This is a genomic window from Undibacterium sp. GW821-FHT11B02 (genome assembly GCF_058808955.1).
The window spans coordinates 347,886-364,555 of the sequence record NZ_JBXASD010000006.1 but is presented as its reverse complement, the minus strand read 5'-3'; the positions used below and the strand labels follow the sequence as shown (position 1 = coordinate 364,555).

Genomic DNA, 16,670 nt, shown 5'->3' with positions numbered 1-16,670 from the left:
TTTAAAGCCCATTCTGCTTTAACCACTGGTCCAGCAAAACGATCAGTTCCGGCGCTTTTTCCAGTGGTGACATGTGGCCGCAGTCTTCGATAATCTGTAGTTCGGGATGGACCAGACCCTGTGCCAGTTTTTCGGATTCTTCGAGACTGCGCATCTGGTCATTCCTGCTGGCGACGACCAGGGAAGGGCAGCGTATCCGTGGCAGTTCATGATGCCCGTCCGCTCTTTGGATACCCAACTGGCGCAGGAAAACTTCCTTTCCCAATGCCACCGACATAGTTTGCAAATGTGCCAGCATGGCAGTATCGTCCTGACGTTGCGGGTGCAGGGCGCGGCGCAGAGCAATCATGGTCTGACCCTTGTAAGGGTAAGTGGCCAGCATGCGGACTTGCTGCTGGTTTCTGCGCAATTCATCTTCGGTACTGGCACGCGCCGAAGTATTCAGCAACACCAGACCTGACAGATTTGCGCTTTCAACCTGCGTGCTTAATCTCCATGCCAGATGACGTGCGACATAACCGCCCAGCGAAAAACCGATGACTATTGCATGCTCAGGCGTTGTTGCCTGTATACGCTCTGCCATGCTTTCTATGCTGTCACCCTGATTCAGGTCAGCCAGTTGCACTTGTCCGCGTTGCTGCAGGGCTGGCAACAAGAATTGCCACAAACTGGCGTCACACATGAAGCCGGGGATCAGCAGGAAGTGCCTGTCCTTACGCATGGGCGTTTGATTCGTGGTTGCAAAAAATCATCGGTTTATTTTTTCTTCAGGTTTTGCAGCAGGTCGCTTACCTGGTCGCTCAAGGGGATGCCATGCTGGCGCAGCAACTGTATATGCAGCACCAGGTTTTCCAGCACCAGTTTGGCGGCGACGGCCAGCAGAGTGACCTGGCGGTCTTCCTGACTGAAACTTTCCATGGCATCGGCCATCTGGCATAAGTGATTGGCGGTGATGGCACGCAATTCATCTTCTTCGAAAGGCAAATCGGCAAAATCGATGGGATCTTCGTGCTCGACTTCTTTCATCAATTCCTGTAACTGCTCTGGAGTGATGGACATACATATGTTCCCGACAAGTTGAAGTCAGTATTATTTTATGCTGAATTTTGCCTGAAGGTAAGATGCCTCGACCTGCGCATGCATCGGGCCGCTTTATCGGCCAAACGGAAAACGTGCGGCTAGCTGGAAGTCTGCGCCTGGTTGAGGCTCGGTGAACAGTGCCAGACCATTGATGTTGAGTGGCGCGTTCAGGTCAAAGTATGTCTGTGCTGCTGCGTGAAAGCTGTCTGCCAGCGGGCCTTGTTCCAGCCTGTCGGTCAGCGTCATGTGGAAGCGGAATTCTTCTTGTGTATGTGGATAGCCCCATTGCATCAGCAAGGCTTGCTGTCTTGTACTTAAAGGGTGTTGCTGGCGGCGTGCCAGGTCTGCTTCGCTCATGGGAGCGCGAAAGTGATCGAATTGCTGGACACAGGAAAACGCCAGTTCGTTGATCGCGGCCTGATTTTCTGTTGCTTGCAGGGCCAGAAAATTTCCCATCCATTGCACGCTTGGTGCCAGTTCCCTGACGGGTGTCTGGTGTCTGCAAAATTCTTGCAGGGCCAGATGCAGTGCTGCTTCGGTATATCCTGGTGCCAGGCGAAAAGGGGCTTTCAGTGTTGCATGAAAACCATATCGACGGGCTTCCCGCGTCAAGCGGTGTTGTACATCTGGTTTGATGTCATTGATGGGTGGCTGTGGCAGGTTCTGAACAACTTCAGAATCACGCCCCAGCCACTGATTGCCCGCACGCCACCATACCGTGTCACTATCTGGTGCAAAATACAAGGCGTAGCGTGTCATGCGGGCATGGTTGCCAAGGGTATCAGTCCCCTACCTGATCGGTAGGGAAGCGCAGGGAATCTCTGAGCAGAAAACCCATGGGCATATTCATGTTGACATTTTTTGGCGGGATCGGTTTCATGAACCATTTCTCATAAATACGGTAAATTTCGCCTTCATGGATGAGTCTTAGCATCTCATTATCGACAATTTTCTTGAAAGCGGGATCATCCTTGCGCATCATGATGGAATACGGTTCTATCGACAAGGGCTCGCCGACGATGGCAAAGTTTGCTGGAACTTTGGCTTCGGAGCGGAAACTGTATAGCAACACGTCGTCCATGGGGAAGGCGTCGGCTTTGCCATCTTCCACCATCTTGAAGGATTCCTGATCGCTATTGCCTTCTACCAGTTTGATGTTGAGGGAAATCGTGTCACTTCTGTCAGTCAGCAGTTTCACGGTTGTGGTGCTTTTGGTGGTGACGACGGTGCGGTTGCGTAATTGTGACCAGTTCTTGATGCCACTGTCAGTCTTGACCAGGGCGCGTACGCTGGAGAAGAAATGCGGTATCGTGAAGGCGACTTTTTTGCGTCTTTCTGCATTATTGGTGGTGCTGCCACATTCCAGATCTATCTTGTCTTCCAGCAGGGCACTGAAACGGGTGGCAGAATCGACTGGATAAAATTGCAGCCGCATGGCTGGCATCTTCAATTCTTTTTTGATGGCATCTGCCACTTTCAGGCAAAGATCAACCGAGTAACCGAGGGGTTGCTTGTCCGCATCAGTATAAGAAAAAGGTGCGGTTTCGCGTACTCCTATCACCAGGGTTTGGGTCTTGCGTATTTTTGCAAGTGTGTCTCCAGCCTGGACGCATAGTGGTAACGACAGACACAGCAAAGTAGTAAAACCAGTCAGTATTTGACGCATTATATTTTCACCTGTTGTTATGTGATCTACATCGCTTAGGTATTTCTGTCAATCGACTTTAACAGCCAAAGGGCAAGACAAAGTTTGATTTTCCAGCGTCATGGCAATACAAGATTTCGTAATAAATCAAAACATTTTCACAAAATTGTAATAAATAGTATGGAATTTTTTCATCGTTGTCCTATGAGAGCGTTGATGATAATTGTATGCATACCAAGTATCTTAACTTCAGCATGTATTAGGATTACATAGCGGATTGGATAGTGTCCAGTTAAATCATGTTAAGGTTGCGTATGTAATTAATTGTTTTTTTTCATCATGAAATTTTCAAAAACCGGATTGGCAGTTCGTAATGCCCGCATCGTCACTGCTGATGCTGTGTTTAGTGGATCAATGGCAGTCAGCGCTGGCCTGATCAGCGATATTGCAGGCAATGGTCTTTACGGTGAAGACTGGCAGGGCGATTTTTTATTTCACCATGACGTTAGCACCGAATTTGGCTGACGTTCGCTGAGGCTCGCCACAGCGAGTTTCCCTAGGGAACAAGCGGGTTCACCATATGCCGGTGCTTTCCGTAACCCGCTCCGCTTTTCCTTCGCTTGGCTCCCAGCCGACACCTGGAAATCGGGGTTTCTCTAGGAGTCGTCATGGCCAAGATCAAGTTAACCAAGTCCGCAGTCGATGCGGCACAACCCCAGGCGCAGCCCGTCGAATTGCGCGATACGCTGGTACCCGGCTTCCTGTGCAAGATTACACCAGCAGGTCGCAAGGTGTTCATGCTCCAGTACCGCACGAATGCTGGAGAACGGCGCAAACCCGCTCTGGGCTTGTATGGGGAACTGACCGTCGAGCAGGCCCGTTCTCTTGCCCAGGAGTGGCTGGCCGAGGTGCGCCGAGGCGGTGATCCCGGCGCCGCCAAGACCGAAGCGCGCAAAGCCCCCACGGTCACTGAACTGTGTGAAAAGTTCATGGCGGACTACTCCAAACAGCGTAACAAGCCCAGCACACAGAAAGGCTATCAGGCCGTCATCAACCGCAACGTCATTCCACTACTGGGCCGCAAGAAGGTTCATGACGTGAAGCGCCCCGACATTGCTGCGCTAATGCAAAAACTCTCCTACAAGAAAACCGAAGCCAACAAGGTCTTCAGCGTCTTGCGCAAGATGTTTAACTTGGCCGAAGTCTGGGGCTATCGGCCAGACGGCACCAACCCCTGCCGGCATGTCCCAATGTATCCCGCAGGCAAATCCACCCACCTCATCAGCGATGAGGAAATGGGCAAACTGTTCCGACAGCTTGCCAGGATAGAGGCCGAAGGGCTGGAGAACTACGTCATCCCCCTGGCCATCCGCTTGCAATTCGAGTTCGCTGGCCGCCGCTCCGAAATCGTCACGCTCGAATGGCAATGGGTGGACTTGGACAACCGTCGGGTAGTCTGGCCCGATAGTAAAACCGGCGGCATGTCCAAACCCATGAGCGAGGAAGCCTATCGGATACTTTCGACGGCTCCACGGCAGAAGGGCAATCCCTATGTGCTGCCTTCACCGCGCCATCCGGGAAAGCACCTGACCACTGGAGAGTATTACGGGGGCTGGAGCCGTGCGCTCAAGATGGCCGGTGCGACGCATGTTGGGACGCATGGTATCCGGCACCGCTCGGCCACCGATATTGCCAATTCGGGTATTCCCGTCAAGGTCGGCATGGTCTTAACGGCGCACAAGACTGTGGCCATGTTCATGCGCTATGTACATACTGAGGACGATCCAGTGCGCCAGGCAGCCGAACTGGTAGCGAACCGGCGCAAGACGATCACCGGTGCGCGCCGCGCTGAAGAGGTGGTGGCATGATCAGGCCCAAGGCACCTATTCCGTCGCAGGCAATGCCTTCGGCGCTACTGGGCGACATCCGGGCGTTGATCGATGCAGCGCGGCAGCGCGCTGTATCAGCGGTGAATAGCGAACTAACAATGCTTTACTGGCGCGTCGGTCAGCGCATCCATACGCAGGTTTTGGAGGGTCGGCGGGCCGACTACGGCGAGGAAGTGCTACCCACGCTGGCGGCGCAGTTGGTGAAGGACTACGGTGGCAGCTTTGCCGTGAAAAACCTGCGCCGCATGGTCCAGTTCGCCGCAACCTTCCCGGATGAACAGATTGTCGTATCGCTGATACGACAATTGAGCTGGACCCACTTCATCGCACTGATTCCGCTGAAAGACCCGCTCCAGCGGGACTATTACGCGCAGGTGGCCAGCGCCGAACGCTGGAGCGTGCGGACGTTGCGCGAACGCATCGACTCGATGCTGTATGAGCGCACAGCGTTGTCCAAGAAGCCCGACGCGTTGATCGCGCAGGAGCTGGCGACCCTGCAGGGCGCCGAGCGCATGTCGCCGGCCCTGGTCATGCGCGATCCGTACATCCTCGACTTCCTGGGGCTGCGCGACACTTGGCAGGAAGGAGACCTGGAGGCAGCGATCATCCGCGAAATGGAGTCATTCCTTCTGGAGCTGGGCGTGGGCTTCACCTTCGTCGCCCGTCAGAAGCGAATCCAGATGGATGGGGACGATTTTTACCTCGATCTGCTGTTCTACAACCGCAAGCTTCGGCGGCTGGTGGCGGTCGAATTGAAGGTCGGCGATTTTAAGGCGGCATACAAAGGGCAGATGGAGCTGTACCTGCGCTGGCTGGACAAGTTCGAGCGAGAGCCGGAGGAAGCCTCGCCGCTGGGCATCATTCTCTGTACCGGCAAAAAATCCGAGCAGATTGAGCTTCTGGAGTTGGACAAGTCAGGCATCCACGTTGCCGAGTACCTGACGACCTTGCCACCGCGTGAGGTGTTGGCTGAACGACTACAACAGGCCACAGCCCGAGCACGCTTGCAGATTGAACAGAATGTCAGTCCGTAGTCGTCGATTTTGGCGCTCTTTTCCGTGGAGCTGAAGAGGACAACGACGGCAAGCACTCAAATAAACGTTCCGCGTAGACGAACCCCATCCGTCTAACGGCACCCTGATCGAAATACAGCAACCAAGCGGCAAGTAGCGCCATCGAAATCAGTAGCGTCAAGCCCGCAGCGAGGCCTGGATCAGCAAAATGTACAGTGTCAAAATGGGGAGGTATTACCAGCAGTACCTTCGCTATCAGCAATCCATAGAGGATGCCCAAGAGGCACGACAAGATGCCGACAGGCTTCATCGCCAGCATATTGCGGTGAAATCCATATGCAATGTTCTCTTTCAGTAGGAGTTGTTTGTTGGAACGGGTGAGTTCGCGCAGTCGTTTGGTTGCACCAATATAGATATCGTCTGCCTTGTTGTGATCTGCTGACTCCTCATCTGCGGTTGGCATGGCAATACCCAACTTCGCTGTAATCGCGGTGTGATATCGCTGCTTACTGACATTATCCAAAAATTTGTCGCGATGGCGCAGGGCGATGGTTGTTGGCATTCCGCCCCATTTCTTCACCAGGGTTTCTTCCAGCATCTTTCCACGCCCCCGCGCTACGCTTGCGAGCGCGTAGATGGCGCCGCAGCCACCAAGTAGTCCGATCACGCCTGTCAGTACAGGATGCTTTGCGCCGTAGACGCACAACAAGGGAACGAGCAACGGCAAAGCCACAAGAAGCCCAGGAATCACGCGAGCCTTGCGTTCGTAGGGGTCTTTGACCAGTTCAAAAATAGTTGTCATGGGCGGTTAGCCTTGTGCCGACAAGGCATCAATATAGGGTTGAATTTCATTGCGGTTCTTCAAAGTGATTTGCTGCGCGAGAGGGTCGGGCGCTTCCTTGGTATGCAAGCCGAGACGCCTTAGCGTGTAGTACAGGAAAGCTTGGCGGCATGGCAGCTGGACCTGTCCATCTTCCATGCCGTAATCCAGTTCCAAAACACGTTTTTTGGCAGGAGGCAAGTCGGGATGCGGCGCCAGCACCAATGTCAGGACCGTTTGCCAATGTGAATCCTGCTTTGCGTCCACATTGCTCGGCTCAAAGCCATCGATGCGCAGGATGCGTGCGAGTACAAAATCGCTGAAACGCTGACGCTTGTGGCAAAACGCGCGTACATGCCAGCGAAAACCATCGTTTCCAAGCGCATGTGGTGACAAAAGGCGCACAGATTCATCCAAGGAAGTCATGGACTGGTAGCTCACCAGAATGGCCATCTGCTCCTGTATGGCCTTGACCACCGCTTCGACGGTCTGTTCATTAATCGTGCGCCACGGAGAAGGGGCCCAGTCAGTCTCGGGGGCAGAACCGATAAAGCTGGCGGCTGGCTCGACGACGCCCGTCTTGGTCGCGAGCAGTTCCGCCAAGTAGCGTTGTGCCGAACTTCGCTGGTAGAGCGGTCGAAAGTCCGGCGTTGCTGTGTAGGTCTTGGAGCTACGGTCATACGCCAAGTTCTTCGGTGCCAGTTCCGTGTACTTAGCAATATCCAAAGAGGCTTGAGGAATCGACAGGCCAAAGTGGTCGGTGAGGTCCATGCGATTGATTCGTCGCTCCCACCGCAGACGAAAATCAATGAACTGGAGTCTGCGCTCCAGCCCCCAACTCAGGCCCTTTGGCTCAACGGGGTCAGGGTCTGTAACGGAGGACTCTTGCATCAAAATAGGCATAAAAAGTAGACGGATCGTAAAAATAGTCGTATATTAACTATACGCGATCATTAATCATCCGTCCACTGGAAATCCAAATGCCCACGACCATTACTTTCTTCCCCGTTGACAACGGCGACATGACCCTTGTCAAGTTTGGCGATCTCGACGCAACGACGCTGCTGATCGACGTAAACATCCGACAAGACGCCGACGACCCTGATGGGGATGCGCGCGATGTTGCCAAGGACTTGCGAGATCGCTTGAAAAAGGATGAGAACGGTCGGCCCTATGTTGATGCATTTCTGTTAAGCCACCCGGACCAAGACCATTGCCGGGGTTTGACACGGCATTTCTACCTGGGGCCGTTGGATAAGTACCCGGATGACAAGAAAGCCGATAAGGACAAGAAAATCGTGATCCGTGAGATGTGGTCATCCCCGATCGTGTTTCGACGTGCCAGCAAAACGCACACCTTGAGCGACGACGCCAAAGCGTTCAATTCAGAGGCGCGTCGGCGCGTGCAGTTGAACCGTGACAAGAATTTTTCTGTCGGTAACGGCGATCGTATCCAGATCATGGGTGAAGACATCGACGGCAAGACTGATGACCTTACTGCTATCGTGCGGAAGGTGGACAACAGCTTCTCAACGATTAACGGCAAGAATTCCACTTTTTTCTCGGCATTCCTGCTGGCCCCCCTAAATGCACAGGATGACGAAGAAGAGGAAGAGTGTCTGGTCAAGAACCAGTCCAGCGTAATCATGAACATCACGTTGGCCGCTGATGCACAGACGCCGGATGGCGCGAAATTCCTTACCGGCGGCGATGCTGAGGTGTTCATTTGGAACCGCCAGTGGCAACGCCACAAGGCGGAAGCTGAAGTGCTTGAGTACGACATCATGCAGGCACCACATCATTGTTCTTGGCATTCTCTGTCCTACGACAGTTGGTCCGATTTCGGCGAAGAGGCCAAGCTCGATGCCGACGCCCGCAAGGCGCTTTCGCAAACCCGTGACGGTGCCGTCATCGTCGCCAGTTGCAAGCCGATTGCAGATGACGACAACGATCCGCCCTGCATTCGCGCAAAGCGTGAGTACGTGGCGATCGTGGACGAAGCAAAGGGCAAGTTCTATTGCACCGGCGAATACCCCAGCGAAAAATCCGTGGAACCCCTCGTTTTCACCGTAACTGCTCAGGGTGTACAGCCTCCCTCGAAGAAGGAGGCCGGATCGAAGGCCGCTGCCGTGGTGACTTCTGCGCGCACTCCTATGCCGCATGGGGCGTCATGACAGGTGCTATCGCAGACGCGCTGCATCAGCTTCAGCGACACCGCGGTCTAGCTCGCGTTGGCGAGCCAAGGACAAGCGGTGAATCGACACAGATAGATATCGATGTCGCGGTCGAGCTACCGAGCAGGTCTCGGCGCAACGGCGTATCCGAGACCGGAGTGCGCGCTGTCGAGACCTGCGTTTTGATATTTGGCAGTGACTGGCCCCTATCCGCGCCCCAGGTTTTTCTACGCGCGGACTTTCCGCTCAATTTGCCGCACATCAATCCCCATCGCGTAGGCCAGTTGGTCTCGCCCTGCCTGTTCGAGGGATCGCTAGACGAACTGCTACACCGGTTTGGCCTGGACGCCATTGTTGATCAATTGATCGATTGGCTGCACAAGGCTGCGGCTGGGACATTGCTTGACCTTGAGCAGGGGTGGGAGCCAACACGTCGGGACAGTTGTCCTTCGACCATTGTGTTTAGCGCTGAGAAGGTCGCAGCCGCCGCTCCCGCTGACGGCGCGGTTTTGATGGTTCCTGCAGGCTACGTGGCGATCGATGGCGGGCTGTACGCGATCGTCGATGCCGAACTGACCGCACAAATCGATCCAGTGTTCTATCAGGAAGCATACGACGACAAATTGGGTAAGTGGGGGAAAGGTCACACCGCAGCCTTCATCGCGCGGGCGCCGATGGCCGGAGACCACCCGCATGTGATCGGGCACTATCAACCGGAAACAGTTGTTGATCTCACGACGCTGCTTGATCGCGCGGCGGAATTGGGTATCAATCGCGACGCTTTGGCCCAAGGCTTGGATGGCTACTACGGACGCTCGATCCTGGATCTACGGCAGGATTCGCGTAACTGGACGCATGGCTTGTACGCGATTGTGATCCTGGTTGTACAAAGACCCGTGCCGCTTGTTGGTTCACCTGGGAGAAGTGTCGAAGTACTGCCTTATGTAGTGCGCTATGAGCTCAACATGCAATCACTCCTGGAGCGAGACGCGACTGTTCACCCCGCCTTTCACGCGCATGCGTTGTCACCTGAGTTGTTGGCAAGAACGTCTGGCATTTCATCAGCGGCTACATCGCAGCCGCTGGTCATGCTCGGCTGCGGAAGCTTGGGCTCGAAAATCGCGATGCAACTGGGGCGAGCAGGCTTCGGTGCGATGACTTTCGTGGATAACGAATCGATGTCGCCCCACAACGCTGCGCGACATGCGCTCATCGAGCAGGCGTCAGTGCTGGTCCCGCCGAAAAAGGCAGCATTGATGAAGACTGCCTTCGAAGCGCTGTCGCATACCCAGTCGCGCGCGTTCGACAACGACGCAGTGGCTCTTTTGGTTGATCCTGCACAATTCGCTGCAACCGTTCAGCAGGATGCTGCCCTCATCGTGGACACAACGGCCTCACTTCAGGTGCTTGCTGCAGAAGCGCAATCACCCGCGTTGAATCAATCCCCGGCTCGACTGGCTCGGATTGTGATGTATGGCCAAGGGCGTTGTGCTGTGATTTTTCTCGAAGGACACGGTCGTGCCAGTCGCGTCGACGACCTCGCCGCATTCTTGTTCGAGCGCTGCCGGTTTGTGCCGGAACTGCGCTTGGCCGTCGCCGGGGAGACTTCTGAGCCCACACGCGTTTTTGTAGGCGACAACTGCCGCTCCCTGACGACGCCGATGTCCGATGCAACCGTTTCGCGATCGGCGTCACTGGCCGGGCTGCAATTGGAACGTTGGCTCATCGACGGGCTACCGAATGGCGCGGTGCTTTGCACTGGGATCACGGATGGCGAAGACCTCGGTATGGCGTGGACGTGTGCCGGCCTCGGTCCAACTACTGTGCTCGACGTGGCAGACGATGGTGGTTGGAATATTCGAGTTCTGCATCCGGCTGCGCAGGCGATTCATGCCGATGCAATACGGTGGGGCGGCCTGGAAACAGGCGGTGCCTTGGTCGGTCGTATCTCATATGAAAGCCGAACCATCACCATTGCAGGCATCGTTGACGCCCCTTCCGACAGTGTCCGAGAGGCTGCCCGCTTTATCCTCGGAACGAATGGACTTATCCATGATTTACGCGCCGCGAACGAGACTTCTTTGGGGTATCTCGCATTCATCGGAACTTGGCATAGCCACCCAAAAGGTGGGGCACATTCGGGTATCGATCGAAAAACGCTGCGTGGCATTGCCGAGGATGCGGTGGGGCTTCCCGCTGTTTCATTGGTATGGACTCCGACAGGTCTCACCTGTGCGGTGGATCGCTGGTAGGGACAAGATCAACGACACTTTGTCGGTATAAAACGGGAGGGATATATGGCTGACTACTTCGAGATTGACTTTCTTGGTGTCGAAACGGCAAAGAGTGGGGACGCAATTACGTTGCGCTATTCGGTGAATGGCATTGCGGGCGTACACGTTGTTGACGGAGGGTATCTGGATACGGGCGATCAGATCGTTGAGCATCTGAAAACCTACTATGGAACAACTGTCATCGACAATGTGATCCTCACGCACCCGGATCGCGACCATGCAAACGGGTTGAGAAAGGTTCTGGAGCAATGCACGGTTCGCAATCTCTGGATCAACAGACCGTGGATATACGCAGATCGGCTAATTGACCAGTTTGAAAACTATGAATCAGTCGAGGCACTGAGACGCAAGCTGCGCTCCGTCTACGAGGCCACGGCAATGCTGGAAGATATTGCGGTTGCCAAGGGGATTCCAATTCATGCCCCACTTCAAGGACAGAGTATCGGGCCATTCCTGGTGATGGCGCCGACACTTGATCGCTATTTTGACTTGATTGTGGATTCTGAGAAGACGCCGGAAGCTGTTGAAGAAAGTGCTTTTGATAGCGCACTGGGTAGCATATTCCGTGCGGTGAAAGCGGCGACTGCCTACATCAAATCCTTGTGGGGGGATGAGTATTTTCCGCCCGCCCCTACCAGTCGTGAGAACGAAATGAGCGTCGTGCAGACGGCAGTCTTGAATGGCCATCGCGTCCTGTTGACCGGCGATGCGGGACGTGAAGCGCTACAAGAGGTCATTGACTACGCGCCATTTGCCGGACTCGCGCTGCCAGGTATTCGCTATTTTCAAGTACCTCATCACGGCGGACGCCATAACGTTTCAACTGAGATTCTGGATCAGTTGCTTGGCCCACGGTTGGATAAGATGCCCGACCAGCATACATGGAATGCCATATGCAGTTCTGCCAAGGCCGATGAGGACCATCCACGAAAGTCAGTAATTCGCGCTGTGTTGCATCGCGGCGGGCACTGGGCGGCAACCGAAAGCAAGAATATTCGCTTTGGTGCTGGTATCACACGCGACGGTTGGATATCGATTCCCCAGGCAGAATATCCGCAAGATCAAGAGGGTTGAATGTGGTTGGAGAGTGACGCGCTGTTCACGGACTTCCTGCTGTCAATGTTATGAGCGTCCCGGCGTACCGCCGTCGGGCTCGCGGGCTACGCCCCATGCCTCGTGCCGAGTCATGGCCATGCGGCTTTGATCCCTGACGCCTCCGACCGTCCCTGCGCTCCCGGCCTGCGCGCTGCGCTTGCCCAAGGACAATGGAGTGTGGTTGTGGGGTGGCCTTGCTGTTCCCTTCAACGTACCACGCTGTTCTCGCTGTCAAGGTCTGCGCGCACCGTGTGCGCTTGCGTCCTGACGGCCATCTGCGAACCCTGACAACTGCGCTGCAGCGTGCCGGGGCCGGTCTCGGGCAATTCCGCCCGCTACAGACCGGAGCAGACCATGTCGCAGCTTTCTCTTTCCCTCGATTCTTCTCTTCTCGTTCGCGATGTCGCAGGCGACTACCGTCCGGCAAACGCCGACGAGGTACTGCAGGCCGCACAGCGCTTGCTGGGTGCGCAACTGCGCGGGCGTGAAGTGCTGTCTTCGCCACAGGCGGTGCGCGACTTCCTGCGCGTGAAGCTGGGTGGTTTGGAGCACGAGGTGTTCGCGGTGCTGATGCTCGATGCGCAGAACCGCTTGATCGAATACGTCGAGCTATTCCGTGGCACAGTGAGCCAGGCATCGGTGTATCCGCGCGAGGTGGTCAAGGAATCGCTGGCGTTCAACGCCGCAGCGGCGATTTTTTGCCATAACCATCCGTCGGGTGTTGCCGAGCCATCACGGGCCGACGAGGTGTTGACCCAGACGCTCAAAACTGCGCTGTCGCTGGTGGACGTCCGGGTGCTGGATCACCTGATCGTCGCAGGTAACGCCGTGATGAGTTTTGCCGAACGCGGGCTGCTGTAGCCCGAGGGGGCACCGCCCCCCTTTTTTGCTTCGTCCGCAATACCGCTACGCGCTGCGCTTGCCCTCCAGGGGATCGGCTGGTCAGCCCATCCCCGCCGCGCCTTGCTTGGCGCCCCTCGAATGCAGCCGAACAGGTTGTACCTGATCGGCCAACAATCCTCCAGCTAGGCGTGCCGCTGGCACTCAGGGACGCTCGCCGCGCGGCGTTGGTTTCAACGCATCTCCTGGCCCATCGGCCGCTGTTCGTCTTTCCCCAAGTTCATCGCTTTTTCCCGCGACCGTAGCCCGCGGTGCCTGGCCGTCAAGGCGCGCAGGGCCGAGTCCTCGCTGCGCTGTGGGCCGCACCAACCCTGCGCTTGCTTCCTTGACAGCCAGCCCCTCGCTGGCCCGGTTTTTCGCGGGCGATGAACTCAGGAAAGACGGCGGCAAACAGGGACCGGCCCAGGTCTCTGCGCCGAACCAACCGAAGCCACAACGGGCTCCGAATCTTGGAATCCGGTCAGCTTTGAAACCACGACAGCAATTTTTTTGGAGAAAGATCATGCAACTAGCAACCCGTTTCGCATCCCGCTCCCCCGTACTGCGCGCCGATTACCCGTTATCGGATGACCAGATTCGCACCGTAGCCCCGTCCATCTTCGCTGAAGAAAAGCACGCCAGCCGCTCCGACCGCTATGCCTACATCCCGACTGGCGCAGTGCTGTCCGAACTGCGCAAGGAAGGATTCCAGCCCTTCATGGTGTGCCAGACCCGTGTGCGCGATGAAGGGAAGCGCGAACACACTAAGCACATGGTGCGACTGCGCCACGCCGACCAGATCAACGGCGCTGAAGCCAACGAAATCATTTTGCTGAACTCCCACGATGGCACGAGCAGCTATCAAATGCTGGCGGGCATGTTCCGCTTTGTCTGCAAAAACGGCTTGGTGTGCGGCGATACCGTTGCCGATCTGCGCATTCCGCACAAAGGCGATGTGGTCGGCCACGTCATCGAAGGCGCGTATGACGTGCTGGATGGCTTCGACCTTGTGCGCGAACGGCGCGACGAAATGCGCGCCATCACGCTGGACCGGGGCGAAGCCGAAGTGTTTGCCCATGCCGCGCTGTCCCTCAAGTACGACGACCCGGCCAAACCCGCGCCCATCACTGAATCGCAATTGCTGATGCCGCGCCGCCGCGACGACGACCGGCCCGACCTGTGGAGCGCCTTTAACCGCGTGCAAGAAAACCTGACGCAAGGCGGGCTGGCGGGGCGCAACGCCAACGGACAGCGCCAACGCACCCGACCCATTCAAGGCATCGACCAGAACGTCAAGGTCAACCGCGCCCTGTGGCTGCTGGCCGAAGGCATGAAGCAGCTCAAGGCCTGAACGAACCCACCCGAGGGGGAAAGCCCCTCGATCACTTATCTATTTTTTCAAATCTTAAACGTCCCGCATAGGACAGGAGCTATCACCATGAATACCCTTGCCACTCAAGAAGTCCAAGCCCTCGAAGCAGCTGCACCCTCGCAAAACATGCTGCTGGTGCCGCTGTCGCAGCTTCGACCGTCCAAGCGCAATGTGCGCAAGACTTTGGGCGCATCCATCACCGAACTGGCCGCAAGCATCGAGCGTGTCGGCCTGCTGCAAAACTTGACCGTGATTCTTGCCAGCGATGGCGAGCATTACGAAGTGGTGGCCGGTGGCCGTCGCCTTGCCGCCTTGAAACTGCTGGCGAAGAAGCGGCGCATTGCCAAGGATTACGCGGTGCCTTGCCTGCTGGTGGCCGACGCGTCGGCGCGTACCGCCAGCCTGACCGAGAACGTACAGCGCGAAGCCATGCACCCCGCCGACCAGTTCGAGGCGTTCGCCGCCCTGATCGCGGAAGGTCGCCCCATCGAAGATATTGCCGCCGATTTCGGCGTCACGCCTTTGGTGGTGCAACGCCGCTTGAAGCTGGCGAACGTCTCGCCGCGTTTGATGGCCGACTACCGCGCCGATGTGGTGAACCTTGACCAGTTGATGGCATTGGCTATCACCGATGACCACACCGCACAGGAAGCCGCGTTCTACGATGCGCCGAACTGGCAGCGCACCCCGAGCGCATTGCGCGAACGGCTGACCGAACGGGAAATCGACGCCCACCGTCATCCGCTGGTGCGCTTTGTCGGGCTGGACGCCTACGAGGCCGCAGGCGGCGGCATCCGGCGCGACCTGTTCGCCGAGGGTGACAACGGCGTGTATTTGTCCGATGCGGCATTGATAGACCGACTGGCGCAAGACAAGCTGACCGCCATTGCTGACGAAGTGCGCCGCGAGGGTTGGGCGTGGGTGGAAGCCGTACCCGCCGCCACCTATGCCGACCTGCAAGCCTTCCAACGTGCGCCGAAGGAACGGCGCAAGCCCAATGCCCGCGAAGCCAAGCGCATCGCCAAGCTGCAAGCCAAGGAACAGGAAATCGGGGAAGCCTTGAATGCCGCCCTTGATGCCGAGGACGAAGAGAAGGTCGAAGCGCTCGACGACGAAGGCCGCCGCGTGGGCGAACAACTGGAGGCGCTGGAAGCCGAATTGCTGGCCTATGGCCCGACTGTCCGCGCTGCCGCCGGTGTTGTCGTCACGCTCGACCGCCAAGGCGAACCTGTTATTCATCGCGGCCTGCTGCGCGATGCCGAGGCCAAGGCGCTGCGCACGCTGGCGAGGGTGCAAAGCGGTATCGCCCCGGAAGACACCGAGGACGAGGACAGCCCCGAGCTGAAGAAGGCCGGAATCTCCGAGAAGCTGGCACGCCGTATGAGCGCCCACCGCACGGCGGCGCTGCAAATCGAACTGGCCCGCAATCCGCAGGCATCGCTGGCCGCGCTGGTGCATGGCATGGTGCAGCGGGTCTTGCAGGAAGGCTATGCGGTGGAAATGCCCATCGGTATCAGCGTGCGCCCGCAGGACAGGCTGGAAGGCTACGCCCCGGACTGGCCGCAATCACCTGCCGCTGTCGCCTTACGGGAACTACAGCAGGCATGGGGCGAGCAACTGCCGGACGACGATGCCGAACTGTTCGCTGCGCTGTTGGCAATGCCGCAGGATGAACTGGTGCGGTTGCTGGCGGTGTGCGTGGCTTCGACCGTGGATGTGGTTTCGTCACGGGAACACGATGCACCGGGCAAGGTGCTGGCGCAGGCGGTCGGGCTGGATATGGCGGCATGGTGGACGCCGACTGCCGAGGGGTATTTCTCGCACGTCTCCAAGGCGGTGATTCTGGAAGCGGTGCAACAGTTCGCGCCGCAACACGTTACCCGACTGGCAAAGCTCAAGAAGGCCGACGTTGCCAGCGAGGCCGAGCGGCTGGTAGAGGGAACAGGCTGGATGCCTGCCATGTTCAAGAGCGAGGACAGCACCGGCGTGAAGCAGGATGACACACCGGAGGAGACCCCGCAGGATGCCGCCGCCGAGGTGGAGGAAGTGGCCGAAGCGCTGGCCGCATGAGTGCATGAAGTAGCAGCGACAAATGGCCCCGGTGCAGCAATGCGCCGGGGTATCTATTTTTGAAAAAAATCGGGCGCGGCAAGTGTGCCGCGCCCGCTCTGACAGCCGACAACCACCCCAAAAAACCAAAAACGCGCCCCGCCTTCATGGCGGGGCGTCGAATCTACAGACACTCCGGCCCCTGGTTGGGCCTGCGCGTGCGATGCACTTGCCCATTGCGACCCCGGCGCTATCCTGCACCGGGCAGATCAAAAAATTGGGCGCGGCCTGATGGACGCGCCCAATTTCAACAGCCGATGCAAAAGCTCCGCGCTACCGCCAGTGTTCCGCTCCAACCAG

Annotated in this window: 15 protein-coding genes; 9 read left to right on the top strand and 6 right to left on the bottom strand. The window is 57.0% G+C overall.

Translation table 11 applies throughout. The annotated features are described in order from the left end of the window. Window position 1 precedes the first annotated feature (1 nt). From AC1RVX_RS15175 to AC1RVX_RS15160, 4 genes are all read right to left on the bottom strand, one after another. A complete protein-coding gene (locus AC1RVX_RS15175) occupies window positions 2-721 on the bottom strand; it encodes an alpha/beta fold hydrolase (protein ID WP_493217427.1) in 720 nt (239 codons plus the stop codon). Between the two features lie 35 nt (window positions 722-756). Next, on the bottom strand, window positions 757-1,059 hold the full coding sequence (locus AC1RVX_RS15170) for a hypothetical protein (protein WP_493217426.1): 303 nt from the start codon (window positions 1,057-1,059) through the stop codon (window positions 757-759). 93 nt (window positions 1,060-1,152) lie between these two features. Then, the gene (locus AC1RVX_RS15165; protein WP_493217425.1) at window positions 1,153-1,839 is read right to left on the bottom strand and encodes a DUF1045 domain-containing protein; all 687 of its coding nucleotides are present in this window, start codon (window positions 1,837-1,839) and stop codon (window positions 1,153-1,155) included. A 22-nt stretch (window positions 1,840-1,861) separates the two neighbouring features. Beyond that, window positions 1,862-2,746, bottom strand: a complete 885-nt coding sequence (locus tag AC1RVX_RS15160; RefSeq protein ID WP_493217424.1) for an amino acid ABC transporter substrate-binding protein — start codon at window positions 2,744-2,746, stop codon at window positions 1,862-1,864. A 318-nt stretch (window positions 2,747-3,064) separates the two neighbouring features. On the opposite strand from AC1RVX_RS15160, the gene AC1RVX_RS15155 reads away from it, so the two are divergent. The 3 genes from AC1RVX_RS15155 (at window position 3,065) to AC1RVX_RS15145 (ending at window position 5,648) form a co-directional block, all read left to right on the top strand. Then, the gene (locus AC1RVX_RS15155) at window positions 3,065-3,250 is read left to right on the top strand and encodes a hypothetical protein (RefSeq protein WP_493217423.1); all 186 of its coding nucleotides are present in this window, start codon (window positions 3,065-3,067) and stop codon (window positions 3,248-3,250) included. Window positions 3,251-3,393: 143 nt separating this feature from the next. After that, window positions 3,394-4,593 carry a tyrosine-type recombinase/integrase gene (locus tag AC1RVX_RS15150; RefSeq protein WP_493217422.1) on the top strand — a complete coding sequence of 400 codons (1,200 nt, stop codon included), beginning with the start codon at window positions 3,394-3,396 and terminating at the stop codon, window positions 4,591-4,593. After that, the gene (locus AC1RVX_RS15145; RefSeq protein WP_493217421.1) at window positions 4,590-5,648 is read left to right on the top strand and encodes a PDDEXK nuclease domain-containing protein; all 1,059 of its coding nucleotides are present in this window, start codon (window positions 4,590-4,592) and stop codon (window positions 5,646-5,648) included. The genes AC1RVX_RS15150 and AC1RVX_RS15145 overlap by 4 nt, the downstream gene beginning before the upstream one ends. Here the strand turns inward: AC1RVX_RS15145 and AC1RVX_RS15140 are convergent. Further along, window positions 5,638-6,429: a hypothetical protein gene (locus AC1RVX_RS15140; RefSeq protein WP_493217420.1), complete on the bottom strand. Its 792-nt coding sequence runs from the start codon at window positions 6,427-6,429 to the stop codon at window positions 5,638-5,640. The two genes, AC1RVX_RS15145 and AC1RVX_RS15140, sit on opposite strands and share 11 nt — an antisense overlap. A gap of 6 nt (window positions 6,430-6,435) precedes the next feature. Further along, on the bottom strand, window positions 6,436-7,338 hold the full coding sequence (locus AC1RVX_RS15135; RefSeq protein ID WP_493217419.1) for a WYL domain-containing protein: 903 nt from the start codon (window positions 7,336-7,338) through the stop codon (window positions 6,436-6,438). An 89-nt stretch (window positions 7,339-7,427) separates the two neighbouring features. Here AC1RVX_RS15135 and mblB point away from each other — a divergent pair, with 89 nt between their 5' ends. From mblB to AC1RVX_RS15105, 6 genes are all read left to right on the top strand, one after another. Then, window positions 7,428-8,621, top strand: coding sequence for an anti-phage 6A-MBL system MBL-fold protein (gene mblB, locus AC1RVX_RS15130; RefSeq protein WP_493217418.1), 1,194 nt, complete (start codon window positions 7,428-7,430; stop codon window positions 8,619-8,621). Further along, window positions 8,618-10,873 carry an anti-phage 6A-MBL system cap2_3 protein gene (gene cap2-3, locus AC1RVX_RS15125; RefSeq protein ID WP_493217417.1) on the top strand — a complete coding sequence of 752 codons (2,256 nt, stop codon included), beginning with the start codon at window positions 8,618-8,620 and terminating at the stop codon, window positions 10,871-10,873. The genes mblB and cap2-3 overlap by 4 nt, the downstream gene beginning before the upstream one ends. Window positions 10,874-10,918: 45 nt before the next feature. Beyond that, the gene (locus AC1RVX_RS15120; protein ID WP_493217416.1) at window positions 10,919-11,989 is read left to right on the top strand and encodes a ComEC/Rec2 family competence protein; all 1,071 of its coding nucleotides are present in this window, start codon (window positions 10,919-10,921) and stop codon (window positions 11,987-11,989) included. A gap of 375 nt (window positions 11,990-12,364) precedes the next feature. Continuing rightward, window positions 12,365-12,871, top strand: a complete 507-nt coding sequence (gene radC / locus AC1RVX_RS15115; protein ID WP_493217415.1) for a RadC family protein — start codon at window positions 12,365-12,367, stop codon at window positions 12,869-12,871. 541 nt (window positions 12,872-13,412) lie between these two features. Beyond that, the gene (locus AC1RVX_RS15110) at window positions 13,413-14,240 is read left to right on the top strand and encodes a DUF932 domain-containing protein (RefSeq protein WP_493217414.1); all 828 of its coding nucleotides are present in this window, start codon (window positions 13,413-13,415) and stop codon (window positions 14,238-14,240) included. Window positions 14,241-14,327: 87 nt separating this feature from the next. After that, window positions 14,328-16,331 carry a ParB/RepB/Spo0J family partition protein gene (locus tag AC1RVX_RS15105; protein ID WP_493217413.1) on the top strand — a complete coding sequence of 668 codons (2,004 nt, stop codon included), beginning with the start codon at window positions 14,328-14,330 and terminating at the stop codon, window positions 16,329-16,331. Window positions 16,332-16,670: the final 339 nt, after the last annotated feature.

What these genes read in the sequence shown, in the direction of transcription:
- AC1RVX_RS15175 (WP_493217427.1), bottom strand. Translation starts at nt 721, where the DNA reads ATGCGTAAGGACAGGCACTTCCTGCTGATCCCCGGCTTCATGTGTGAC.
- AC1RVX_RS15170 (WP_493217426.1), bottom strand. Translation starts at nt 1,059, where the DNA reads ATGTCCATCACTCCAGAGCAGTTACAGGAATTGATGAAAGAAGTCGAG.
- AC1RVX_RS15165 (WP_493217425.1), bottom strand. Translation starts at nt 1,839, where the DNA reads ATGACACGCTACGCCTTGTATTTTGCACCAGATAGTGACACGGTATGG.
- AC1RVX_RS15160 (WP_493217424.1), bottom strand. Translation starts at nt 2,746, where the DNA reads ATGCGTCAAATACTGACTGGTTTTACTACTTTGCTGTGTCTGTCGTTA.
- AC1RVX_RS15155 (WP_493217423.1), top strand. Translation starts at nt 3,065, where the DNA reads ATGAAATTTTCAAAAACCGGATTGGCAGTTCGTAATGCCCGCATCGTC.
- AC1RVX_RS15150 (WP_493217422.1), top strand. Translation starts at nt 3,394, where the DNA reads ATGGCCAAGATCAAGTTAACCAAGTCCGCAGTCGATGCGGCACAACCC.
- AC1RVX_RS15145 (WP_493217421.1), top strand. Translation starts at nt 4,590, where the DNA reads ATGATCAGGCCCAAGGCACCTATTCCGTCGCAGGCAATGCCTTCGGCG.
- AC1RVX_RS15140 (WP_493217420.1), bottom strand. Translation starts at nt 6,429, where the DNA reads ATGACAACTATTTTTGAACTGGTCAAAGACCCCTACGAACGCAAGGCT.
- AC1RVX_RS15135 (WP_493217419.1), bottom strand. Translation starts at nt 7,338, where the DNA reads ATGCAAGAGTCCTCCGTTACAGACCCTGACCCCGTTGAGCCAAAGGGC.
- mblB (WP_493217418.1), top strand. Translation starts at nt 7,428, where the DNA reads ATGCCCACGACCATTACTTTCTTCCCCGTTGACAACGGCGACATGACC.
- cap2-3 (WP_493217417.1), top strand. Translation starts at nt 8,618, where the DNA reads ATGACAGGTGCTATCGCAGACGCGCTGCATCAGCTTCAGCGACACCGC.
- AC1RVX_RS15120 (WP_493217416.1), top strand. Translation starts at nt 10,919, where the DNA reads ATGGCTGACTACTTCGAGATTGACTTTCTTGGTGTCGAAACGGCAAAG.
- radC (WP_493217415.1), top strand. Translation starts at nt 12,365, where the DNA reads ATGTCGCAGCTTTCTCTTTCCCTCGATTCTTCTCTTCTCGTTCGCGAT.
- AC1RVX_RS15110 (WP_493217414.1), top strand. Translation starts at nt 13,413, where the DNA reads ATGCAACTAGCAACCCGTTTCGCATCCCGCTCCCCCGTACTGCGCGCC.
- AC1RVX_RS15105 (WP_493217413.1), top strand. Translation starts at nt 14,328, where the DNA reads ATGAATACCCTTGCCACTCAAGAAGTCCAAGCCCTCGAAGCAGCTGCA.